This window comes from Flavobacterium sp. GSA192 (assembly GCF_006386525.1).
Lineage (GTDB): Bacteria > Bacteroidota > Bacteroidia > Flavobacteriales > Flavobacteriaceae > Flavobacterium > Flavobacterium commune.
Genome location: NZ_VAHC01000002.1, coordinates 300,099 through 325,407 on the forward strand (window position 1 = coordinate 300,099; position 25,309 = coordinate 325,407).

Genomic DNA, 25,309 nt, shown 5'->3' on the forward strand with positions numbered 1-25,309 from the left:
AAACAGATTGTTACAGATTTTAAATTAATAATGAATCTGTAATAATCTTTTAATCTGTGGAAAGAAAAAAGAAAAAGAAATCCGCATAGATCGGTTAAATCCGTATAATCTGTGGGCTATTGAAGTAAATTAACATTAGAAATGAAGAACACAATTAAATATTTTGCACTAGTAATTTCAGCTTTGCTGATTGCAAGTTGTGCAACCACCAAATTCAAGAAAAGAGAAATTACCGACAGCGTTATGAATGAAATTTATAACGAGGTAAAAACACCTTATAAATACGGTTTGGTGATGGTGCCAACGGATAACTCATACAAAATGGATTGTCCTTCGGTTTTCCGAAAAGACAACAAATGGTTTATGACTTATTTGATTTATGATGGAAGAGGATACGAAACCTGGTTGGCTGAAAGTGACGATCTATTGAATTGGAAACATTTAGGAAAAGTAATGTCTTTTTCAAAAGATGAAACTCATTGGGATGTCAATCAAAAAGCAGGTTATATTTCATTGCAAGACCCAACTTGGGGTGGAAGCTACAAATGGAATAAATTCGATGGTAAATACTGGATGAGTTATTTTGGTGGAAATACAACCGGATATGAAGCAGGTGTTTTGTCAATCGGAATGGCTTATACGAAACAATCTCCAACAAAAGCACACGAATTTGAACGTTTACCGAAACCTGTTTTAACGCCAAAAGATAAAGATGCAAGTTTTTGGGATAACAGTACGATGTACAAAAATTCGGTTATTGAAGACAAAGAACGCATTACCGGAAACAAATTTATCATGTATTACAATGCCCGTGGCGATAGTTTGAATCCGGCAAAAGGAGCTGAACGTATTGGTATGGCAGTTTCTAATGATATGAAAACCTGGAAACGTTATGGTAAAAAAGCTTTGCTAAATCACCATAGAGGAATTACAGGCGATGCCTATATTCAGCGTGTTAACGATACCTGGGTGATGTTTTATTTTGGAGCTTTTTGGACTGGCTGGGATCAAGGTGCATTCAATCGTTTTGCTGTTTCGAATGATTTAGTAAACTGGAAAGAATGGAAAGGTGATAATTTGATTGAATCTTCAGAACCGTATGATAATATGTTTGCCCACAAATCATTTGTAGTAAAGCACGACGGAGTGGTATATCATTTTTATTGCGCCGTTAACAAATCAGAGCAAAGAGGAATTGCAGTAGCAACTTCTAAGGATTTAGGAAAAAGCCAAATGAAATTTGTGGCTCCTCCTGAAAAAAAGAAAAAGAATTAAGTAGTAAGAGTTATTAGTTAGCCCTATTGTCAGTTCGAGCGCAGTCGAGAACAAGTACAGCATCTCGACTGCGCTCGATGTAACATAATTAAATTTGTTTAGTTATCTGTTAATTCAAAATAAATCTGTAGGGATCTGCGAAGATCTGCGTGAAAAAAAATATGAAAAAAATTAAGATTATAGCATTTACACTTTTGGCTTCAGTGGCTGCCAATGCGCAATTGGTAACCGGTGAACCTGCCGGAATTCCAAGAGTCCCACAAAAATTCATTGATAATCCTTGGGAAAATCCAATGGTTACGAGTATTAATCGGGAACCGGCCAGAGCAACAGCTTATTCGTATGCAACAGTAGCCGATGCTTTGGAAGGGAATAGAGCCAAAAGCAGAATCAAAATATTGAATGGAGATTGGGATTTTAAATTTGCCAAAAACCTTCAGGAAGCGCCACAGGATTTCTATAAAAATGAAGTGAAAGGCTGGGATAAAATCGAAGTGCCTTCGAATTGGGAAATGAAAGGTTACGGACAGGCTATTTATAAAAGTGCGGTGTACTCTTTTCGACCAGTAAATCCACCATTCGTACCACAAGATGATAATCCGGTAGGCTCGTACCAACGTAGTTTTACAGTTCCTGAAAATTGGAACGGAATGACGGTTTCACTTCATTTTGGTGGAGTAAGTTCGGCTTTTCAGGTATGGGTCAATGGTGATTTTGTGGGGTATGGAGAAGACAGTTGTAACTCATCCGAATTTAATATTACTCCTTATTTAAAAAAAGGAGAGAATATTTTATCCGTACGTGTGTTGCGTTACAGTGACGGCTCTTATTTGGAAGACCAGGACCACTGGCGTTTAAGCGGAATTCAACGTGAAGTCTATATCATGGCAGAGCCAAAATTGCGTATTGCCGATTTCTTTTACCAAACCAAATTAGACAAAAAATACCAAGATGCAGTTTTCCAATTGCGTCCGCGTTTAGACAATTTTACGGGTGATACCATCAAGAATCACACTTTTGAAGTGCAGTTGTATGATGCACAAAACAAACCACTATTTGAAAAAGCCTTAGTTCGAAAAGCTTCCGAAATTATTGGTGAAGTTTCCCCACGTTTGGATAAAGTACGTTTTGGATTTTTTCAGGAAACGATTAAAAATCCTTTAAAATGGAGTGCCGAAAAGCCTAATTTATACACCTTAGTCATGACGCTTAAAAATTCTGATGGAAGTATTAGCGAAGTGAAAAGTTGTAAGTTGGGTTTTCGTTCTATCGAATTTTCGAAAGAGAATGGAAAAATGCTTATCAATGGCAAAGAAACTTATGTGTACGGTGTAAATCATCACGGACATCATCCGGCTCGTGGGGAAGCAGTCAATCATCAGGATTTAGAAGAGGATGTGAAAGTAATGAAGAAATTCAATTTCAATTTTGCGCGTACCAGTCATTTTCCAGAAGATCCTTATTTCTATGAATTATGTGACAAATATGGTTTGATGGTAATGGACGAAGCCAATCTGGAAACCCATGGTTTAGGCGGACATTTGAGTAATGACCAGCAATGGACAGCGGCTTATTTAGAGCGTATGACCCGAATGGTGCATCGTGATAAAAACCATTCAAGTATTGTGATGTGGAGTTTAGGTAACGAAGCTGGAAAAGGGCCTAATCACGCCGCTATGGCGGGCTGGACACACGATTATGATATTACAAGACCAGTGCATTACGAACCGGCGCAAGGTAATCCTCGATTAGACGGTTACATCGATCCGTTAGATCCACGTTATCCAAAAACGGTAGATCATTCGCACCGTTATGAGAACCCGCAGGACGAACCTTATGTAGATATAGTGAGTCGTTTTTATCCAGGTGTTTTTACGCCAAAATTCTTAGTAGAGCAAAAGAAAGATACACGTCCGATTTTGTTTGTAGAATATTCGCATTCTATGGGAAATTCGACAGGAAATTTAAAAGAATTGTGGGATGAATTCCGTTCGACTCCAAGAGTTATCGGTGGTTGTATCTGGGATTTAAAAGACCAGGGTTTATGGAGAAAAGATGCTAAAACCGGTAGAGAATATTTAGGTTATGGTGGTGATTTTGGTGAGAAAAAACACGATGGAAATTTCAATATCAATGGATTGATAGCTGCTGATGGAAGACCAAAAGCTGCAATGTATGAGAACAAATGGATTTATCAACCCGCGACTTCAACTTTAAGTCAGGATTTTAAATTAAAGATTCATAATCGTCAGGTTGTTCAAAATTTAATTGATTTTATTCCTGTTTTGAAAGTTTTAGAAGATGGGAATGTTGTCAAACAAGTGGTTTTAAAACCAATGGATATTGAGGCTGGAAGTGATTTGGTTTTGGATGTGAAAAAATACCTTCCTAAGTTTAATAAAGATGCGGAGTATTTCTTGAATATCGAATTTCAGCTAGCCAAAGACGAATTTTGGGCATCAAAAGGATATGCAGTTTCAACAGATCAATTTTTGTTGCAAAAAGGTCAGGATGTTGAATTAACTTCGAAAGGAACTGTAAAACTTGCTGAATCAACTTCGAATTATAAAGTTTCCGGAACTGATTTTGAAATTACAATCGATAAATCTAATGGAGCATTAACTTCTTATGTGTTTAAAAAAGAGGAACAGATTTTAGCACCTTTGTTGCCAAATTTTACGCGTCCTTTAACCGATAATGATCGTAAAGGTTGGAAACCAAATAAATTGTTGAAGCAATGGTACAATGCGGTTCCAAAATTGAAAAAAATGAGTTCAGAAACAGTTGGCAGCCAAATCAAAATCAGTAGTGATTACGAAATTGTAAAAGATTCTGCTTCGGTACGTGTGAATTATTTGGTACAGGGAAATGGTATTATTCAGGTAGATTACCAATTAAAAATTGAAAAACCGTTGCCAAATATTCCAAAAGTAGGAATGCAAATGGGCGTTCCAAATAATTTTAACCAAATTTCATGGTACGGAAAAGGCGAGCTGGAAAATTATTGTGACCGCAGTTTCGGATTTACTGTTAGTCGTTATTCATTAGCTATCGAGAAATTCATCGAACCTTATCAGAAACCACAAGAAAATGCGAATCGTATGGAAGTACGTTGGATGGCTTTATCTGCTGCAAATCAAAATAAAGGATTATTGGTTTTACATAAAGACCAATTGTTGCAAATGAGTGCCTGGCCGTTTACGCAGGAAAATATGAATGCTGCGAAACGTACTTATGAATTGGAAAATCCTGGATTTGTGACATTGAATATCGATTTGTTGCAAATGGGTGTGGGTGGAAATGACAGTTGGTCGCCAGTGGCTGCTCCTATGGAAAAATACCAAATTAAAGCACAAGATTACAATTATAGTTTTTATTTAATTCCGTTTAACGAAAGTAAAAACGGTTTGGAAACTAGTTTGAAGAAATTTAAATATTAATGAGTCATTGCGAGGAACGAAGCAATCTCATAACGAGAGCAAAAAATGAGATGACGCCCGTTCCTCGTAATAACAAAACAAATGAATAAATAATAGCAACAATGTTTCAAAAAACACACCTCTTTTTTATTTTACTCTTTGCAGGAATGCTTTCCGCACAGGAAATTCATAAGAAAGAAAACATTTCATTTCAGCCAACAATTGAATCCTCAAAAACTTGGGTGTATTGGTATTGGATGAAATCGGCCTATTCTAAAGCGGGCATTACTGCCGACTTAGAAGCGATGAAACAGGCAGGAATTGCAGGTGCTTATTTGATGACTATAAAAGGTCCGGCAAATCCTCCATTGATGAACCCTCCAGTATTGCAATTGAGTCCTGAATTTTGGGACATGGTAAAATGGGCTTTTATTGAAGCAGATCGTTTGGGCTTAAAATTAGCGTTTCATGCTGCTGATGGTTTTGCCGTTGCTGGTGGACCCTGGATTACACCTGAAATGTCAATGCAAAAAGTAGTTTGGTCAACAACAGAATTTGTTGGAGGAAAAAAATTGACAACCAAATTAGCAGTTCCTGAGCATTACAAAGACTACTATAAAGACATTGCCACTTTTGCTATTCCTATAAAAGAAAATACAATTAATTCGCAGGAGTTATCACCAAAGGTTACAACTTCCAACCATACCGATGCTTCTTTTTTGGCCGATGCTAAGAAAGACGATAATTTCAGATTGGGTGAAAAAGGATGGATTCAGTACGAATTTGAAAAACCATTTACATGTAAATCAATTGTAATTGAAACCAAAGGCAGAGATTTTCAGGCGCAACGCCTAATTGTGGAAGTGAGTGATGATGGTGTTCATTTTAATTTTCACGAAAGAATGATTGCACCGCGTCACGGTTGGCAGGATATGGATGTGCATCATACACATACCATAAAACCCGTAACGGCTAAATATTTCCGATTCGTTTATGATGTTACTGGAACTGAGCCCGGCGCGGAAGATTTGGATTTCGCCAAATGGAGACAGAACAATTTGAAAGTGAGTAAAATTACACTTTCGAACGAATCTTTAATTGATAATTTCGAAGGAAAATCAGGAGCGGTTTGGCGATTGAGTCCAACAACAACTGCGGAACAAATTCCGAATTCCGATTCGTTTAAAAAATCTTCGATCATCAATATTTCAAAATTTGTGGATGCTGATGGCAATTTAAGTTGGAAAGCACCCAAAGGAAAATGGAAAATTATCCGAATGGGACATACTTCTACAGGTCATGAAAATGCAACTGGTGGAGCAGGAAAAGGTTTGGAAGTAGATAAATTTAATCCTGAACTGATTCGTTTTCAACTGGATCATTGGTTTGGCGAAGCTATTCGTACTGCTGGACCTGAATTGGCTTCAAGAGTATTGGAAATTTTACATTTGGATAGCTGGGAATGTGGAAGCCAGAATTGGTCGTCTGTTTTTCAGGCTGAATTTCAAAAACGTCGTGGTTATGATATTGTCGATTATTTGCCTGTAATGGCTGGAATTCCTATCGAAAATGTAGCGACTTCTGAAAAGGTTTTATACGATGTTCGAAAAACAATAGCCGAATTAGTAGCCGATAATTTTTATGGAACGGTGGCTGATATCGCTAAAAAAGCGAATGTGAAGTTTAGTTCCGAAAATGTGGCGCCAACAATGATGAGCGATGCTTTGTTGCACTTTAAATATGTGGATTATCCAAGCGGTGAGTTTTGGTTAAAAAGCCCTACGCACGACAAACCTTTTGACATGTTAGACGCTATTTCTGGCGGACATATTTATGGAAAAGACATCATTCAGGCAGAAGCTTTTACTGCTTTACGAATGGATTGGGACGAGCATCCGGGGAATTTAAAAACATTGGCCGATAGAAATTATGCTTTGGGAATCAACCGTTTTTTCTATCACGTTTTTGTACACAATCCTTGGACGGACAGAACGCCAGGGATGACTTTGGATGATATTGGAACTTTTTTTCAAAGAGACCAAACTTGGTGGAAACCTGGAAAGGCCTGGTTTGATTATTGTCAAAGAGTACAATTGCAATTGCAAAAAGGAAAACCAGTGGTGGATTTAGCGGTTTTTATTGGCGAAGATTTACCGTCGCGTTCGCTGGTTCCAGATCGTTTGTTCCCTTTTATTCCGAATGTTTTTGGGCAAGAAAGAGTGGCAAGTGAAAAAATACGATTGGAAAATGAAGGGCAGCCGACAACCAAAATGCCGAAAGAAGTTACCTATTCAAAAAACAATACCGATTTATCACAATGGGTAAATCCAATGAATGGCTACCAATATGATTCTTTTAATGCCGATGTTTTAGTGAATCGTTCCAAAGTGGTTAATGGTAAAGTAAGTTTCGGGGGAGGAATTGAATATGGTGCTTTGTTGTTTCCGGGAAGCAGAAGAATGGCGCCTAACAAAGTTATTTCTTTGGCTGTAGCCGAAAAAATACTGCAATTAGTAAAAGAAGGAGCTACGGTATTTATTGATGAAAAACCAATGGATACACCTAGTTTTCAATCGGATTTAGAGGCTAAAAAATGGCAGGCTGTTGTTGACGAATTATGGACAAAAGGGAAAGAGACAACTAAAAATGAGCAAGGTTCTACTTCATGGAAGCTAGGAAAAGGAACAGTTATTGTGCTTCCGTTTTTAGATACTGATTTTGCAAAAATAGGAATAGAGGCAGATGTTTTGTTTTCGGATGCTAAAAACAATGACAGAAGTTCGATTGCCTGGACACATCGAAAAAATGGTGACGAAGAAATTTATTTTCTTTCGAATCAAATCCAAGAAAAAAGACAACTGGAAGTTTCATTTCGAATTGCTGGAAAAGTTCCAGTTTGGTACAATCCGGTGACTGATAAAAGTTCGGAATTAGCCAATTGGAAAATTGAAAATGGAAGAACCATTGTTTCGCTAACTTTAGACGCAAATGAATCAGGTTTTGTGATTTTTAAAGAAGAGACTAAAAATACTTTGGCGAAAGGAAATCAAAATAGTGCCAATTTTGAAACCGTGCAAACTTTAGATGAAAATTGGGAATTGCAATTTGATGCTGAATTTAAAGGTCCAAAAGAGGTGGTGAAAATCAACAAGCTTTTTGATTGGAGTAGTTCAACTAATGAACAAATTAAATATTATTCGGGAACAGCGGTTTATAAAAAAGATTTTGTTTGGAAAGGAAAAAACGCTGATAAAATCTGGATTGATTTGGGGAGCATTGCAAATATGGCCGAAGTAATTGTTAATGGAAAAGATTGCGGTACGATTTGGACTTTTCCGTATAAAACGGACATTTCACAAGCATTGAAAAAAGGAAAAAATACGATTATTATAAAGATTACGAATACCTGGGCGAATCGATTAATTGGTGATCAAAAATTACCAGAAAAAGAGCGATTAACCTGGACAACGGCTCCGTATCGATTAGTAGAATCAGAGAATTTATTGAAAGCAGGATTGCTGGGGCCAGTGACATTAAAAATTGAAAAATAAGTTTTTTTACCATTAAGATATTTAGAGTATTAAGCTAAATGAAACTTAACTTCTTAATGGTGAAATTTTAATAGAATTAAAATGAAATTTTAATGATGAAGAATTTAATAAACGGTTTTGTTGCGATTTTAGGTTTGATAGGAAGTTTCCAGATGAATGCGGCTATCAAATTACCGGCTTTGTTTTCGGATAATATGATGTTGCAACAACAAAGCAATGCGCCAATTTGGGGTTGGGCAGATAAAAATCAAACGATAAAAATCCAAACTTCGTGGGATTCTAAAACCTATGAAGTGAAAGCCGATAAATCAGGAAAATGGAAAATAGCTTTGCAAACTCCTGCAGCAGGCGGACCTTATGAAATTTTAGTTTCGGACGGTACAGAAAAAAAATCAATCAAAAATATTTTAATTGGAGAAGTTTGGTTGTGTTCCGGCCAATCGAATATGGAAATGCCGTTAAAAGGATTTCCGGGACAACCAGTGTTGAAAGGAAACGAAGCGGTGGTTCATTCGAAAAATAATAAAATCCGTTTTATTACCATTCCAAGAGCTACAGTTTTAACTCCAAACGAGGATTTTGTCGGACAATGGAATGTTGCCAGTGCTCAAACTACAGGAGATTTTAGCGCTACGGCTTGGTATTTTGGTTCACTTTTACAGGAAGTTTTAGATGTTCCTGTGGGTTTAATTCACGTTTCTTATGGTGGTTCGAGTATGGAAGCCTGGATGAATCAGGAAATGTTGAAGGATTTTAAAGGAGCAAAGATTCCAACCAAGAAAGAAGATATTGCTAAAGACCCAAATCGTGTGGCAACAACTTTGTTTAACGGAATGTTATCGCCTGTAATTGGTTACGGAATCAAAGGTTGTATTTGGTACCAAGGCGAATCGAATTATGAGCGTGCCGGGCAATATAAAGATTTGATGAAAAAGATGGTGAGCAGCTGGAGAGGACTTTGGCAACAAGGTGATTTTCCGTTTTATTATGCACAAATAGCTCCATTTAATTATGCACAATTTCATCCAAAAGACAATAAAGAAGAATACAATTCGGCTTATTTGCGTGAGGCACAGTTGAAAGCTTCAACAGAAATTCCGAATGCTGGAATGGCAGTATTGATGGATATTGGCGAAGAAAATAATATTCATCCCGCCGATAAAGAAGCTGGCGGAAGCCGATTAGGGTATTTGGCTTTGAGTAAAACTTATGGATTGACTGGTTTTGAGTTTGAAAGCCCTGTATTTAAGGCATTGGAAATTAAAGGAAGCATTGTAACAGTAGCTTTTGATAATGCTCCAAACGGAATTACTTCTTATGGAAAAGAAGTAATTGGATTTGAAATTGCTGGAGAAAATAAGTTTTTTTATCCCGCTAAAGCCGAATTAAGAAGAAAATCCGTTTTGCTTTCTTCGCCACAGGTAGAAAAACCGGTTGCAGTTCGTTACTTATTTAAAGATGTTGCAAAAGCGCAAATTTTTAGTAACGGTGGTTTGCCAGTTTCATCTTTCAGGACTGATAATTGGTAGGGTTTTGTGATTGCGAGGAACGAAGCAATCACATAACGTGAATAACTACTTGTGATTGCTTCGTTCCTCGCAATGACTAATAAATAAAATAATAATTTTGAAAAATAAAATATTCCTATTTCTTCTTTTAGTAACGCTTTGTACCAAGGCGCAAATTTCCACGCTTGATAATTACAATCAGGTTTGGAAAACGCAGAGTAACAATTCATCTGAATCCATGCCTTTGGGTGGAGGTGATATTGGTGCGAATGTATGGGTAGAAAAAGACGATTTGTATTTCTATTTTTCTCGTTCTGGTACTTTTGATGAGCACAACACTTTATTGAAATTAGGAAGAGTAAAAGTAAGTTTGAATCCAAATCCTTTTAAGGATAATGAAGGTTTTAAGCAGGAATTGCAATTGAAAGATGGCTATATAACTGTTTCTCAAAACGGAACTTCAGTGAAACTTTGGGTTGATGTTTTTAATCCAGTTATTCATGTTGATGTGATGAGTAAAAATCCAACTGAAATGAAAGTGGCTTATGAAAGTTGGCGTTACAAAAACCGGGATTCTAAAGGAAAAGCTAATAATGCCAATTCATACAAATGGGCTCCGCAAGGCGATATTATCACTTATAAAGATTCGATTTCTTTTCAAGGAAATGCGGTGCAGTTTTACCACAGGAATAGAGCCAATACTGTTTTTGATGTCACGGTGAAGCAACAAAAAATGGAATCGGTTAAAGACCAAATGCTGAATCCTATTGCGAATCTTACTTTTGGGGGGCAATTGTTTGGAAACAATTTAAAAGCAGACGGGACTTATAATGGCATGTATCAGGATACGGATTTCAAAGGCTACCGACTTTCGAGTATAAAATCAGCCAAAAAACATGAATTCCAAATCCAGTTGCATACCAATCGATCTACTGATGCGAGTTTGTGGAAAAAGGAATTGCAAAAACAAACTCTGGCATATAAGAAAACATCCAATAAAGCAGAAAAAAATACAATTGCGTGGTGGAATAACTTCTGGAATCGTTCTTTTATTTATACGCAAAAAGGAAAAACTGAGAAGGATTCGGTCTATCAAATTGGACAAAATTATCAGTTGTTTCGTTATATGCTGGGGTGTAATGCGTATGGAAAATATCCAACCAAATTTAACGGTGGATTATTTACTGTAGATCCAGTGCATACGAATAAAGAATTGAATTTTACGCCTGATTTCCGTAATTGGGGTGGTGGAACAATGACAGCACAAAACCAGCGATTGGTTTATTTTCCAATGGTGAAAAGTGGCGATTTTGATATGATGAAATCCCAATTGGATTATTATTTGAGTTTACAAAAAAATGCCGAATTGCGAAGTGAAGTCTATTGGAAACACGGCGGAGCTTCTTTTACAGAACAATTGGAAAATTTTGGTTTACCCAATCCAGCCGAATACGATTGGAAACGTCCTGCGGATTATGACCCGGGAATGGAATATAATGCCTGGTTAGAATATGAATGGGATACGGTTTTTGAGTTTTGCCAAATGATGTTGCAACAAAAGCAATATGCGAATGAAGATATTCGAAAATACAATCCGTTTATCATGAGTTGTATTCGTTTTTTTGATGAACATTATCTGTATTTAGCAAAAAATAGAGGTAGAAAAACATTGGATGGAAATGGTCATTTGGTTCTTTTTCCAGGTTCAGCTGCCGAAACTTATAAAATGACGAATAATGCCAATAGTACAATTTCTGCTTTAAGAACAATTACGGAACAGTTTTTGTTATTATCGCAAAACGAATTATCAAAAGAGGATTTAGTTTATTTGCAAGGGTTTCAAACCCGGATTCCACCTTTGAATTTCAGGGAATTTGACGGACATAAAACTTTGGCTCCAGCCAAAACTTGGGAAAGAATCAATAATTCTGAAGTGCCACAGTTGTATCCGGTTTATCCTTGGGGAATTTACGGTATTGGGAAATCCGATTTAGAGACTGCTGTAAATACCTGGAAATACGATACGGATGCATTGAAATTTAGAAGTCATATTGGTTGGAAGCAGGATAATATTTTTGCGGCTCGATTGGGATTAACAGAAGAAGCTGCAAAATACAATTTGTTGAAAATGGCAAATTCTGACCGACGATTCCCTGCTTTTTGGGGGCCAGGATTTGATTGGGTTCCAGATCACAACTGGGGAGGTGCAGGCATGATAGGAATGCAGGAAATGCTGTTGCAAACAAACGGAGATGTAATTTATATTTTCCCTGCCTGGCCAGCAGCCTGGGATGTGCATTTTAAATTGCACGCACCAAAAGACACGACCGTTGAAGTAAAAATGGAAAAAGGAAAAGTAACTTTTCTTAAGGTTTTTCCGAAAGAGAGAGAAAAAGATATCATAAATCTGTTAGGAAAAGGTCTAACAGAAAAAAAAAATTTAAAATAAAAAATATGAATTTAGTAAAACAACTTGCTTTTTGCGCAGGAACAATGATAACGTTTACATTCAGTGTTGGCGCGCAAAATCAAAATACAATTCCAGTTACAAAATCCCTAAAAGTCGATTTTGATTTGGCACAACGCAGAACTTTGGAAGTAAATGATCCCAATTATATTTCCTGGCCAATTAGCGAAGGAACTCAATTTGAGAAAAGTTTTGGAGACCTGAAAGTGACTATGAAAGGAGCTATTAATTCGAGCTGGCACAAAACAGGAATGCAGGCACCATTTTACGCCCGTTTGGTAAGTGATGGAATTGTTGCTGATAAAAGTGTTGAAATGGAAATTAGTGGATTGTCCAAAGGACACCATAGTTTACTAGTTTTCAGTAATACTTTTGATAGTCCTGAACTGGCTAATTATGCCCCGGTTTCAATCTTTGTGAATGGTGTTTTTATACAAACTATTCAGCCTACTAATAGGGTAACGGCTACCATTCAGGCGGCTACTTCTTACATTAATTTTAATGCTGAAACCGGAAAAGACGTTGTTATCCGTTTTGAAGCTGATGCAAAAGCAACCGGAAAAATTCAAAAAGTGATTCTTAATGGTTTCGAATTGGATTTGCCTAACCTTAAAAAACAAGCTAATACTCCAAAACCAGCTAATAATGACGGTCATGTGATTTTAGGAAATGATTTTAAGTTGGGATGGAATTCTCCGGAAGGAACTGTTTCTCACGATTTTTATTTTGGAGAAAACGAACAAAAAGTTGCTGAAGCCAATCATAATTCGCCAGAATTCAAAGGAAATTTGAACAAAAATACCGCTACTGTTGATAATGCATCACTTAGTAATTTGAAAAATTATTATTGGAGAGTGGATGAAATTGATGCCAATAAGGAAGTAACCCAAGGAAAAGTTTGGTTTTTTAAACCAGCCCAAATTGCTTTCCCGGGTGCTGAAGGTTATGGACGTTTTGCTATTGGAGGAAGAGGTGGAAAAGTGATTGCGGTAACCAACTTAAATGATAGCGGACCGGGAAGTTTGCGTGATGCTGTTGAGCAGGAAGTAGGGCCTAAAACGATTGTTTTTAATGTTTCTGGAAATATCCTATTGAAATCACGTTTAGTTGTAAGTCAGCCATTTGTAACTATTGCAGGGCAGACAGCTCCGGGCGAAGGAATTACGATCAGCAGAGCACCTATTGGGTTGACTGGAAATGATGGGATTATTCGATTTTTGAGAGTTCGTATTGGAGGTGGAACTACTTATGACGGGATGGGATTAACAGGGGCTAATCATAGTATTATAGATCACTGTTCGATTAGCTGGACTATTGATGAATCTTTCAGTTCAAGAGGAGCGCATAACATTAGTTTGCAACGCACTTTAATTTCCGAAGCCTTGAATGTTGCCGGTCACGATAAATATCCAGCTGGAAAAATGCATGGTTATGCAGCCACTATTGGTGGTGATGTAGGTAGTTTTCATCATAATTTATTGGCTCACAATTACGGACGCAATTGGAGTATTGGTGGAGGTTTGAATGGAGATGGTTATTATGGTGGGAAAATTGATATTCGTAATAATGTGGTGTATAATTGGGGTGGACGTGCTACCGATGGAGGAGCTAATCAGGTAAACTTTGTCAATAATTATTACAAACCGGGAGTTGCTACTAAAATATTTGTCGCTTTGAATGCACAGATTGAAGGTGTGGGTAAAGGAAAACAGCAATATTATTTTGATGGTAATGTTATGCCAGGTTATTTTGATGTTAGAAATCAGGAGAAAGGGAGAAAGTTTACCCTTTCTAATAAAGCAATAGTAGATTATGATGTCTTTTTACCAAAACCGTTTTTCGAATCGCATGTAAATACACAATCGGCTGAAGCTGCTTATAAAAATGTATTGTCAGATGTTGGTGCGAATCAACCTGTATTTGATACTCATGATCAAAGAATTATTCAGGAAACTTTAAAAGGAACTTATACTTATAAAGGAAGTAAAAGTGGTTTAGGCGGAATGATCGATAACGAACAGGATGCAGGGGGATGGCCAAATTTTGTATCAGAAACTCGTCCAACGGATTGGGATACCGATCAGGATGGATTACCAAACTGGTGGGAAGAAGCAAAAGGATTGAATGTAAATTCGATTAAAGGGGATTTCGCTGATGCCAATGAAGGTACAGGAAAAGGTTTTACACAGTTAGAAGATTATTTGAACTGGATGGCACAACCACATTATTTTGTAAATGCTACTGAATCTCTAAAAATAGATGTTGAAAGTTTATTTAAAGGTTTTACAGATAAACCAAAATACACTATTGTAAAAGAAGAAAACGGTTCTGCTTCAATTTCTAAAAAAGAAGTTGTTTTTAAAGCAACTAAAAAAGGTTTTGCCTCTCTTGAAGTTAGGGTTGAAGATGCTGATGGAGATAGTATGAATAGAATAATAAATGTATTTGTAAAATAAATTATAACGCAGATTCGCAGATTTTATTAATTATTAAAATCTGCGAATCTGCGGTAAAAAAATAAACTTTAATCTGGTGCGAAATATTAAAATCATAAAAATGAAAAAGAACATTATTCTATTGTCAGCCGTACTTTTTTCGACTGTGTCATTCGCTCAGAATAAGGGATTGGTAGATAATTCGGCTAGTCCTTATTCTAAATTGAGAAGTGTTGGTTTGCAGGATGTAAATTGGACCAATGGATTTTGGAAAGAGCAACTGAATGTAGCGAATCAGGAAACCTTACCTTTTATGTGGGACTTGTATCACAATGATGAAGTTTCTCACGCCTATGCCAATTTTGAAATAGCTGCCGGAAATAGAAAAGGAACCTTCAAGGGTCCTTCTTTTCATGATGGTGATTTTTACAAAATTTTCGAAGGATTGGCGGCAACTTATGCTGTGACCAAAGACAAAAAGTTGGACAAACAAATGGACGAAGCCATTGCTATGTTTGCGAAAGTACAACGTAAAGATGGTTATTTGCACACCCCTGTTTTAATTGACCAGCGTTGGGGAACTTTGGGTCCTGAAGAAGTAAAAAAACAATTGGGTTTTGAGAAATACAATATGGGGCATTTAATGACAGCTGCCTGTGTACATTATCGTGCCACAGGGAAAACCAGTTTTTTAAATGTAGCCAAAGGAGTTGCCGACTTTTTATATGATTTTTATAAAAAAGCTTCGCCGGAGTTAGCCCGAAATGCCATTTGTCCTTCTCATTATATGGGAATTGTCGAAATGTACCGCACGACAAAGAATCCAAAATACCTGGAACTGGCTAATAATCTAATTGATATTAGAGGAACTACAAATGACGGAACCGATGATAATCAGGATCGAATTCCGTTTAGACAACAAACTACTGCTATGGGACATGCGGTGAGAGCCAATTATTTATACGCTGGTGTTGCCGATTTGTATGCCGAAACTGGAGAAGCTAAATTGTTGGAGAATTTAAAGTCAATTTGGGATGATGTGGCTTTTAGAAAAATGTACATTACCGGAGCTTGTGGAGCTTTGTATGATGGTGTTTCTCCTGATGGAACTTCTTATGATCCAACTGTTGTTCAAAAAATACACCAGGCTTATGGTCGTCCGTACCAATTGCCGAATGCGACAGCGCATACTGAAACCTGTGCCAATATTGGAAACGTATTATGGAACTGGAGAATGTTACAAATTACGGCTGATGCCAAATATGCTGATATTGTGGAATTGGCTCTATATAACAGCGTATTGTCCGGAGTTAATTTAGAGGGAAATAAATTTTGCTATAATAATCCTTTGACTGTAACTGTCGATTTGCCTTTCGAACAAAGATGGAGTAATGAACGTGAAGGATATATTGCCTTATCTAACTGTTGTGCGCCAAACGTTACCCGAACGCTAGCCGAAGTGGGTAATTATGCTTATAGCTTATCTAAACAAGGATTGTATGTTAATTTATACGGAAGTAATAATTTAAATACAACTACTCAGGAAGGAGTCGAAATCCAATTGCATCAACAAACCAATTATCCATGGGATGGTGCTATTACAATTACCATTGATAAAGCTCCAAAAGAAGCGTATGCGTTGTTTTTAAGAATTCCGGGCTGGAGTAATGGAACTACTATTTTGGTTAATAATCAAAAGGTCGAAGGTAATCCGGTTTCTGGTTCTTATTTAAAAGTGGAACGTAAATGGAAAAAAGGGGATGTAATTAGTTTGAATATTCCAATGCCGGTAGAACTGATGGAAGCCAATCCATTAGTGGAAGAAACTAAAAATCAGGTGGCGGTAAAACGTGGTCCATTAGTTTATTGTTTAGAATCAGATGGGATTTCTAAAACGGCTTCGATAAACAATATTGTGCTGAATACCAATTCTGATTTTAAAATTGAGCCTATTCAAAAGAGCAATAGAAGTCTAATTTCGATAGCGGCACAAGGATTTTTAGACAATAATTCATGGAATAAGAAATTGTATCAGCCTTTAAATCAAGGTAAAGAACAAATTTTCTTACGATTAATTCCGTATTTTTCCTGGGGCAACGGAACGGCTAAAGAAATGAGTGTTTGGTTTTCACATTAAAAGACTTGTTAAAACCACGGAAATATTTCGATAATGAAATTTTAACATAAAAAAAACACGAAAACTTAAAATAAACTTAAAAAAAAATAGATAAAAAAGAGTGGTGTAATAAAATTTTATTACTTTTGATAAATGTAAACGTTTACATTTTACTTGCTTAGCTTGTAGTTCAGATAAAATGTTAAGGTGGTTTTAAAAAATGTAAACGTTTACAAATCGTGATTTGCTCTTATTAAACAGTACCATCTAAAAAAAACAAATAGCATGAAGAGCTTTACTTTCGATTTCTCAGTTACAAATAGAAATAATAAACCAAACTTAAACAATTAATTTTTTAACCAAAAAGAAACACACTTATGAAACAAACATTTAAAATGGTGTTTAGTGTATTACTGTTCAGTATTATGTGTCTGAATGGTTTTGCTCAAAATGCAAATGATAAGGTCATCATTACAGGTAAAGTAGTGGATAAAGATGGACTTGGAGTTATAGGTCTTAATGTTGTCGAAAAAGGTACCAAAAATGGTGTTTTGACTGATATTGATGGAGGCTATAGAATTCAGGTTCCTAAAGGAGCGGTGTTGCAGTTTACCTTTATTGGTATGAAGACCCAGGAAAGAAAAGTAGGGGACGCATCATCTATTAATTTAACTATGTTGGAGGATTCTGCTTCTTTGGATGAGGTGGTAGTTGTGGGTTATGGTAGTCAGAAAAAAGCCCATTTAACAGGTGCTATACAAACTATCAAAGCAAGTGAGGTAGAAGACTTGCCAACAAATAATTTAGCATCTACTTTAGTAGGTAGGGTATTAGGTGTTAGTTTTTCAGGAGGAACCAGAAGACCAGGGGAAGAATCTAGAGTGAATATTCGTAGATCAGTAAGTCTTTCTAAAGATGGAGGGACAGATCAGCCATTGTATGTAATAGATGGGATTATACAGATTTCAGGAAATGGTGCGCCAGATTCCACTTTGTTTGATAATCTGGATGCTTCAGAGGTAGAGAGTATCTCGTTTCTGAAAGATGCTGCTGCAGCAGTTTATGGTTCCAGAGGTGCCAATGGAGTGGTTTTGGTAACTACAAAAAGAGGAAAAACTGGACCTGCAAAATTCACTTATACAGGATTGTATGGGATGCAGGATGAGGTGTATCGTACTAAAATGTTGAATGCAGTGGAATATGCTAATTATTATAACATTATGAATGGGCCTAATGGTTGGGCATCCACTCAGGTAGGAAGAGACACTGATCCTCGATATGTTTTTTCTCCGGATGAGATAGAGTATTATAAAACTCTCAATTACAACCCTATGGAGGATGTGTGGAAGCCTTCCTATAATCAGAAACACACTATGAATGTAACTGGTGGGACAGATAGGGCTACTTTTTTTGCAGGAACTTCTTACTATACTCAGAGTGGTAATTTAGATAATGTAGATTATAAAAGATGGACTTACAGGGCAGGTGCTGATTTTAAAGTTTCTGATGATTTTAAAGCAGGGATTCAGATTTCAGGATTTTATAATGATGATTCTAAAGTAAATAGTAGGGTTGGAGGAACAAATGACGAAAATGATTATAGAAGATTGTTAAATTCTTCTCCTATTTTGCCTCAGTATATTCAAGGTTTACCAGTACAGCGTTTAAATACTCGTAATGAATCACAATACCATTACTTTGAGATTAACAGATTAAATAACGTAGCAACAAATAAAGGATTTAATTTAACCTCTAATTTTTATGCGGAGTACCAAGTTCCGTTTGTAAAAGGTTTAAAAGCAAGAGCATCTTATGCGAGAAATATGGTTACCAATAGATCTAACTATATTGGAACAAGATTTACATTGTATCAGTTTACAACTACTCCAGGGATTAATGGAGCTGGAGCTAATGGGCATATCTATGACCCGAATAGACCTTTAGACCAATTTACAGCAGTTACACCTAGAACGAATAACAATGGTAATAGATTAGGTTGGGATAATACAAATTCCCTTTCAGAACAGTATAACTTTAATGTGTCTTATAGCCGCGACTTTGGAAAACATTCTATTTCTGCATTAGCTTCTGTAGAAAAAGGAGAAGCTAACGATACCCGTGATCAGTTTTATAGAGACGGTCCGTTACAAACAACTAATGGTTTTTCTAATTCTGCCTTTGGAACGATTGATGGTACGGCTACAGGAAATGAATCAGGTACTTTGGGTTATATAGGTCGTGTGAATTACGTTTATGCAGATAAGTATTTGGCAGAAGTGTTGTTCAGAAGTGATGCTTCTACACGTTTTGCACCAGAAAATTATTGGGGACGATTCTACAGTATTTCTACAGGATGGGTAATCTCTAAAGAAAATTTCTTTAAATCGAAGTTTATTGATTTCTTAAAAGTAAGGTATTCTTTAGGATTGCTTGGTGCTGATGGAACAAGAGCTTGGGGTTGGAGACAACGTTTTACTTACCAAGATGGACAGGGGTTTGTAGGAGGAAATAATCAGTTAGGTACTACGGGGTTGAAGATGGAAGTTACACCGAATAGAGATGCTACATGGGAAAATCATACAAAAACCAACTTTGGTATTGATGCCAGATTGTTCAATAACAGATTGTCATTAACTGCAGAAGCTTATTACAATGTTGAGGATGATATTTTGCTTGGCAGAACTGCGGATGTTCCTTTTACCATTGGAGGTTCAGTAGCTTCAGAAAACTTTGGAAGGAGAGACAATTATGGTTATGAATTTGCCATAGGTTGGGATGATACAATTGGAGGTGATTTTAAATATGGAATCAATGTTAACTTTGGTTGGGGAGATGATAAAATGGTAGTGGGTGATTTTAATCCAATTGAAATTTTAAAACCCTGGAATCCGCAACCAGGAGGAAGAAGAGATAATGGTGCTTGGGGTTATGATTATGTAGGGATGTTAAAAACACAAGAAGATATTGATGCTTATGTAGAAAAATACAATATTCAATCAGTATTTGGTGTCTTGGCAGCTAATCTAAGACCAGGGTCTTTATCTTATGCTGATGTTCGTGGTCAATTTAATCCTGCTACAGGTGAGTTTGGAGCACCAGACGGAATTATAGATGAAAATGATCAAATTCGATTAGCCAAAAGAAGAAATACAAGATATGGAACAGGAACAACCTTGAAGCTTGGGTATAAAAACTTTACTTTAAATGCAGTGGTAACAGCTTCATTTGGTGGAGGATTTAATGAGGTGGATAGTCAAACCAGAAAAACAATGAACTCCGCTATTAATGATGGTATTGACAACAGACCTTCTATCTGGAATAATATTTATGATCCGGTATTGAATCCTAATGGAACTATGCCTAACCCTTACAGCGAAGCATTGAACTTAAGTCCAACATCATCATTCTGGCAGCGTTCAGCAACCAGTATTCAAATGCGTAATATTAATTTAGGTTATACAATGCCAAAAAAATATACAGATGCCTTAGGAATTAGCTCTTGTAGATTAAATTTAACTGCGATTAATCCGTTTATTTTGTACAATCCATTTGAATATAAAGCTCCCAACGGTGCCTATGACATCTATCCTGAATTGAAAACCTATTCTCTAGGATTGAATCTATCTTTTTAATTAAGAATACTAAAATTTTTGAAAATGAAAAATATAAAAATAAATATACTCGCTTGTCTTGCAACGGCATTTTTTTTAGGAAGCTGTAGTGATGATTTTCTTGAGGAAAAAAGAGATTTGTCAGGTGTTAATGAAGAGGTCTATCAAGAGCCTCTTCAAGCACGATCTTATGTAGATTATATCTACAGGTTATTTTTACCGGGAAATAATGCACAATCCTATACTTGGGATTTAGCTTCTAATGGGAATGATGATTTTTCTCAAACTACTGATGAATTAACTGGCGAAGTACATTGGAATAAAGTTTGGGCGGATCCGGGAAGAAATACTGATGCCAATTGTTTGCCTTATATAGGATCTGCTATGACTACAGGGATTCGTAATGATGCTTATACACGATTGAGACAAATTAATTTATTCTTGGATAATATTGATAAGTATGGTATGGCTCCTGCTGATAAAGATCCATTAAAGGGTCAAATGTACTTTTGGAGAGCTTGGCAGTATTTTGATTTAGTGCGTTTGTATGGAGGTGTTCCATTAGTTTTGACAGCTCAAAGTTCTATTACTGATGATCCTGAAACATTAAAAATACCAAGAAGCTCTACTGCAGCCTGTATTGAACAAATTATCGCAGATTTAGACATGGCACAGAGTTTATTACCGGGTGTTTGGGCTGAGCCTAATGTAAACTGGGGAAGAATCACTAAAGGTGCTGCTGCTGCTTTCAAAGGACGCGTATTATTAACTTGGGCAAGTCCTTTGTTCAATCGTAATGATGATGTGAGCCGTTGGCAACGTGCTTATGATGCAAATAAGGAAGCAGTTACTTTACTTGAATCAGCAGAGGGAGGGTCTAAAAGATTATTTAATACGGGCGGATTTGCAAATGGAACTGCTTGGGGAAATATGTGGTTTAGCGAAGTGGGAAATCCTGAAGCGGTTATTGTTTATGGTTTTAACAATACGACTTCTTCTAATGTGCAAAGAAATAATGGTTGGGAAAGAGCGGTTCGTTCTAAAACTCAAGGAGCTAATGGTTCAGTAGGAGCTACTTTGCAAATGATGGAAGCTTTTCCGATGAAAGATGGTAAAGCACCTGGTGTATCAACAACATATCCTTATTCATTACAGACGTTTTACAAAAATAGAGATCCAAGATTCTATAAAACTTTTATTTATAGTGGTGCTCCATGGCCTCATGCTGAGGAACCAGCTTTTAAACAGTTCTCTTATCACTGGTTTAGAACAGCTCCAGCTAATGCAACTGTATTACCAACAGGTGTAACCGAAACATTAGGTACTGTAAATACTAATTTGTATATAGGTAAAGCAACGAATCCAAGTGCGAGTAAAGCTAACAATTTCCAGTTTAGCGGTACAGATTATATGGAAATGCGTTTTGCTGAAGTATTATTAAATTTAGCCGAATCTGCTATTGGAATCAATCAATTAGCAGAAGGAAAAGCCTTAATTGCTAAAATTAGAGAGAGAGCAGGTATTGAAAGTAATGGAGGAACATTTGGTTTAGCTGATGTTTTGACTAGAGATCAACATTTTGCTGCAGTAATCAATGAAAGAAAAGTAGAGTTTGCCTATGAAAGTAAACGTTTCTGGGATTTAAGACGTTGGTTATTGTTTAATGATGATTTTGGAACCTGTACCCGATTGAATCAAACTCCTATCGAGGGTATGAGAAGACAAGGATTGTTCTTTATTGCTAAAAGACAAAATGGTACAGATTATGTAGGTAATGCAGATCCGTTTGTACCAGTTAATGGTGTTGCTCCAGTAGCGGATAGAAATCCTGCAACTTACCCAACTGGTATCACTACATATGATCAGTATCTGGATTATTTCTATACAAACTTCTTAAGAGTGGTTGTGAAAGACAATGCTGATCCAACATCTGCTAACTGGAAATTCAAATGGTATAACCAATATTATTTCTTTGGTATTCCTGCTAGTGCATTAAACACTTCTATTTATTTAGGACAAACAACAGGATGGTCTGGAGGTACATCAACCTTTGACCCATTACAATAAAGATAAGTAATAAAAACTACCTGTATCCTGAAAAGAATGCAGGTAGTTCTTTTTTAAACCACCAATTTTAATCTAATTAATAGCAATTCTAACCCAATTTTTTTATTAATTAAGAATAATTTTAAAATGAACAAATTAAATTTTTTATTAGCTTTTTTAGTTTTGGGAAGTGCGAATTGTTTTGCACAATACCCGAAAATATCACCTGAGGTTCAGGCGAGAGAAAATGCGATTAAGGCGGAAGCGGAGAAACTTTCAAATGAGGCTTGGGAAAAAGCTAAAGTAATTGTGGAACAGCAAGAGCGAGAAGGTAAACCTTTTATTCCTTGGGCATCCAGACCAACTGATTTGCCACAGGCTTCCATTCCTGCTTTTCCAGGTGCTGAAGGAGGAGGAATGTATAGCTTTGGTGGTCACGGAGGTAAGGTTTATACTGTGACAAGTTTAGAGGACAGAGGACCGGGTACCTTGCGTGAAGCTTTGGAACAAGGTGGAGCGAGAATCATCGTTTTTAATGTTTCGGGAATTATTAAATTAAAAAGTCCGTTAATTGTTCGTGCTCCTTATGTAACTATTGCCGGGCAAACTGCTCCCGGAGACGGAATTTGTGTAGCTGGTGAAACCATTTGGATTGACACACATGATGTGGTTATTCGTCACATGCGTTTTCGTAGAGGAGAAACTTTCGTAGGTCGTCGTGACGATGCTATTGGTGGAAATCCGGTTGGAAATATCATTATCGATCACGTATCAGCCACTTGGGGATTAGATGAAAATATGTCTTTTTATAGACACATGTATGATGATGGTACAGGTATTCCGGAGAAAAAATTCCCAACCGTAAATGTTACTATTCAAAACAGCTTGTTTGCCGAAGGATTAGATACTTACAACCATGCTTTTGGTAGTACTTTAGGAGGCGAAAATTGTTCTTTCGTTAGAAATTTATGGTCTTCTAATACAGGTAGAAATCCATCTATTGGTTGGAACGGAATCTTTAATTTTGCCAATAATGTGATTTTTAACTGGGTAAATCGTTCTATAGACGGTGGAGATTATACTGCTCAATACAATATTATAAATAACTATTTCAAGCCAGGTCCGGCTACAGATAGAAATGATCCTATTAGCTACCGAATTTTAAAACCGGAATCGGGTAGAAGTAAATTACCTTATGTGGTTTTTGGTAGAGCTTATGTGAACGGAAACGTGGTGGAAGGCAATGAAAAAGTGTCTAATGACAACTGGGCTGGTGGAGTGCAAATGGAAAACAAAAAGGGAAATCCTATGACATTTGAAGAGGCTTCAACTTATTTTGCTAAGATGAAAGTAAATAAACCAATGCCAATGCCTTGGTTAAAAAAGTTTATGACTGCTAATGAAACTTATGATTATGTTCTTAAGAATGTAGGAGCTAATTTGCCATTACGTGATCCTGTTGATACTCGTATCTTAAGAGTGGTTAAAACAGGTGTTCCGGAATATGCCAAAGGTTTAGAGAAGAAAACTTTTTATCAGTTTGAACATAGACGTCTTGGACCTGATTCGTATAAATTAGGAATTATTACTGATATTGCTCAAGTAGGTGGTTATCCGGAATACAAAGGAAAAGCCTATAAAGATTCAGATAATGATGGTATGCCAGACGCTTGGGAGAAAAAATACGGATTGAATCCTAATGATGCTTCTGATGCTAATGGAGATTTAAACGGTGATGGTTATACAAACATCGAAAAGTACATTAATGGCATAGATCCTACTAAAAAAGTAGATTGGAAAAACTTAGATAATAATGAAGATACTTTGGCTAAAATCGAACAAGGATTAGCCGAATATAAGAAATAATTTAATTGTAAATGGCACACTTCTTGCTTCGTCTGTAACTGATGAAGCAAGAATTTTGCTTTATAATCCTTAAGTTTTAAAAAATATAGAAGATGAAATCGCCATTATTAAAATCTTTGCGTAAGCAAATACCAATGATTTAAAAAGGCGATAACATATGTTACCATTAAAAAATTAAAATCTAAACATATGAAAATGTACAAGAAATTAACCGTAGCGGTTTTATTCCTTTTTCTGGGTACCAATGTAGTTTTGGCACAAAAAGGATATGATCCGGAATATGTAAAAGTAACCAATGAAAGAGCTCAAAAAATAGTTGATAATTTGAAATTAAATTCAAAAGAAGATCAATTAGCCGTTAGAGATATAATTGCTGAGCAATACCGTTCATTGAATACAATTCATGAATCTCGTGATGCTAAAATTGATGCTACTAAAAAAGCAGTTACGGATAAAGACCAACAGCAAAAAGCAATTGACAAATTAAAAAATGATGCTGATAGAAAAATCCTGTCGCTTCATAAATCCTATCTGAAAAAGCTGAGTAAAAAGCTAACTAACAGCCAAATTGTTCAGGTCAAAGACGGAATGACTTATGGAGTATTGCCTATTACTGTTTTAGGTTACAACGATATGTTGCCTAATTTAACCGCTGAGCAAAAAAAATACATCTATGACGCACTTGTGGAAGCAAGAGAACACGCCATGGATGGTGGTACTTCTAAAGAAAAGCATGCTTGGTTTGGAAAATACAAAGGAAGAATCAACAATTACCTTTCTAAACAAGGTTACGATTTGAACAAAGAAAGTGCTGATTGGCACAAACGTTTGGAAGAAAGAGAGAAAAACAAAAAGAAGTAGATTAAAACTATTCATTTTATGTCATTCCGAGGAACGAAGGAATCACACTAGGTATTCAAGTTATGTGATTCCTCATTCTTTGGACTCGATAGTGAACAGGCGGAACAATTACAAAACGATGCAATTTGACTGATTCAGTTATATTGTTCGAATT

At 36.4% G+C, this 25,309-nt stretch carries 11 protein-coding genes; all 11 read left to right on the forward strand.

All coding sequences use genetic code 11. From position 1 onward, the window contains the following. The first annotated feature begins 141 nt into the window (after positions 1-141). Complete coding sequence (locus tag FDM27_RS05425) at positions 142-1,275, forward strand: glycosylase (protein ID WP_140485506.1); 1,134 nt, start codon at positions 142-144, stop codon at positions 1,273-1,275. A gap of 161 nt (positions 1,276-1,436) precedes the next feature. Then, positions 1,437-4,715, forward strand: a complete 3,279-nt coding sequence (locus FDM27_RS05430; protein WP_140485507.1) for a glycoside hydrolase family 2 TIM barrel-domain containing protein — start codon at positions 1,437-1,439, stop codon at positions 4,713-4,715. A 101-nt stretch (positions 4,716-4,816) separates the two neighbouring features. Beyond that, positions 4,817-8,245: a glycosyl hydrolase gene (locus FDM27_RS05435; protein ID WP_140485508.1), complete on the forward strand. Its 3,429-nt coding sequence runs from the start codon at positions 4,817-4,819 to the stop codon at positions 8,243-8,245. A gap of 92 nt (positions 8,246-8,337) precedes the next feature. Further along, positions 8,338-9,774, forward strand: a complete 1,437-nt coding sequence (locus FDM27_RS05440) for a sialate O-acetylesterase (RefSeq protein WP_255510484.1) — start codon at positions 8,338-8,340, stop codon at positions 9,772-9,774. Between the two features lie 97 nt (positions 9,775-9,871). Further along, positions 9,872-12,202, forward strand: coding sequence for a DUF5703 domain-containing protein (locus FDM27_RS05445; RefSeq protein WP_140485509.1), 2,331 nt, complete (start codon positions 9,872-9,874; stop codon positions 12,200-12,202). A 5-nt stretch (positions 12,203-12,207) separates the two neighbouring features. Then, the gene (locus FDM27_RS05450) at positions 12,208-14,676 is read left to right on the forward strand and encodes a polysaccharide lyase family 1 protein (RefSeq protein WP_140485510.1); all 2,469 of its coding nucleotides are present in this window, start codon (positions 12,208-12,210) and stop codon (positions 14,674-14,676) included. A gap of 100 nt (positions 14,677-14,776) precedes the next feature. Beyond that, positions 14,777-16,792, forward strand: coding sequence for a glycoside hydrolase family 127 protein (locus tag FDM27_RS05455; RefSeq protein ID WP_181161637.1), 2,016 nt, complete (start codon positions 14,777-14,779; stop codon positions 16,790-16,792). 356 nt (positions 16,793-17,148) lie between these two features. Further along, positions 17,149-20,403 carry a SusC/RagA family TonB-linked outer membrane protein gene (locus FDM27_RS05460; RefSeq protein WP_140485511.1) on the forward strand — a complete coding sequence of 1,085 codons (3,255 nt, stop codon included), beginning with the start codon at positions 17,149-17,151 and terminating at the stop codon, positions 20,401-20,403. 24 nt (positions 20,404-20,427) lie between these two features. Continuing rightward, the gene (locus FDM27_RS05465) at positions 20,428-22,449 is read left to right on the forward strand and encodes a RagB/SusD family nutrient uptake outer membrane protein (protein WP_140485512.1); all 2,022 of its coding nucleotides are present in this window, start codon (positions 20,428-20,430) and stop codon (positions 22,447-22,449) included. Positions 22,450-22,575: 126 nt separating this feature from the next. Beyond that, positions 22,576-24,294, forward strand: a complete 1,719-nt coding sequence (locus FDM27_RS05470; protein ID WP_140485513.1) for a polysaccharide lyase — start codon at positions 22,576-22,578, stop codon at positions 24,292-24,294. Between the two features lie 195 nt (positions 24,295-24,489). Continuing rightward, entirely contained in the window at positions 24,490-25,155 is a 666-nt protein-coding gene (locus FDM27_RS05475; protein WP_140485514.1) for a DUF3826 domain-containing protein, read from the forward strand. Positions 25,156-25,309: the final 154 nt, after the last annotated feature.

Coding starts and splice junctions, on each gene's coding strand:
- FDM27_RS05455 (WP_181161637.1), top strand. CDS start 14,777: ATGAAAAAGAACATTATTCTATTGTCAGCCGTACTTTTTTCGACTGTG.
- FDM27_RS05435 (WP_140485508.1), top strand. CDS start 4,817: ATGTTTCAAAAAACACACCTCTTTTTTATTTTACTCTTTGCAGGAATG.
- FDM27_RS05425 (WP_140485506.1), top strand. CDS start 142: ATGAAGAACACAATTAAATATTTTGCACTAGTAATTTCAGCTTTGCTG.
- FDM27_RS05430 (WP_140485507.1), top strand. CDS start 1,437: ATGAAAAAAATTAAGATTATAGCATTTACACTTTTGGCTTCAGTGGCT.
- FDM27_RS05450 (WP_140485510.1), top strand. CDS start 12,208: ATGAATTTAGTAAAACAACTTGCTTTTTGCGCAGGAACAATGATAACG.
- FDM27_RS05475 (WP_140485514.1), top strand. CDS start 24,490: ATGTACAAGAAATTAACCGTAGCGGTTTTATTCCTTTTTCTGGGTACC.
- FDM27_RS05470 (WP_140485513.1), top strand. CDS start 22,576: ATGAACAAATTAAATTTTTTATTAGCTTTTTTAGTTTTGGGAAGTGCG.
- FDM27_RS05460 (WP_140485511.1), top strand. CDS start 17,149: ATGAAACAAACATTTAAAATGGTGTTTAGTGTATTACTGTTCAGTATT.
- FDM27_RS05440 (WP_255510484.1), top strand. CDS start 8,338: ATGATGAAGAATTTAATAAACGGTTTTGTTGCGATTTTAGGTTTGATA.
- FDM27_RS05465 (WP_140485512.1), top strand. CDS start 20,428: ATGAAAAATATAAAAATAAATATACTCGCTTGTCTTGCAACGGCATTT.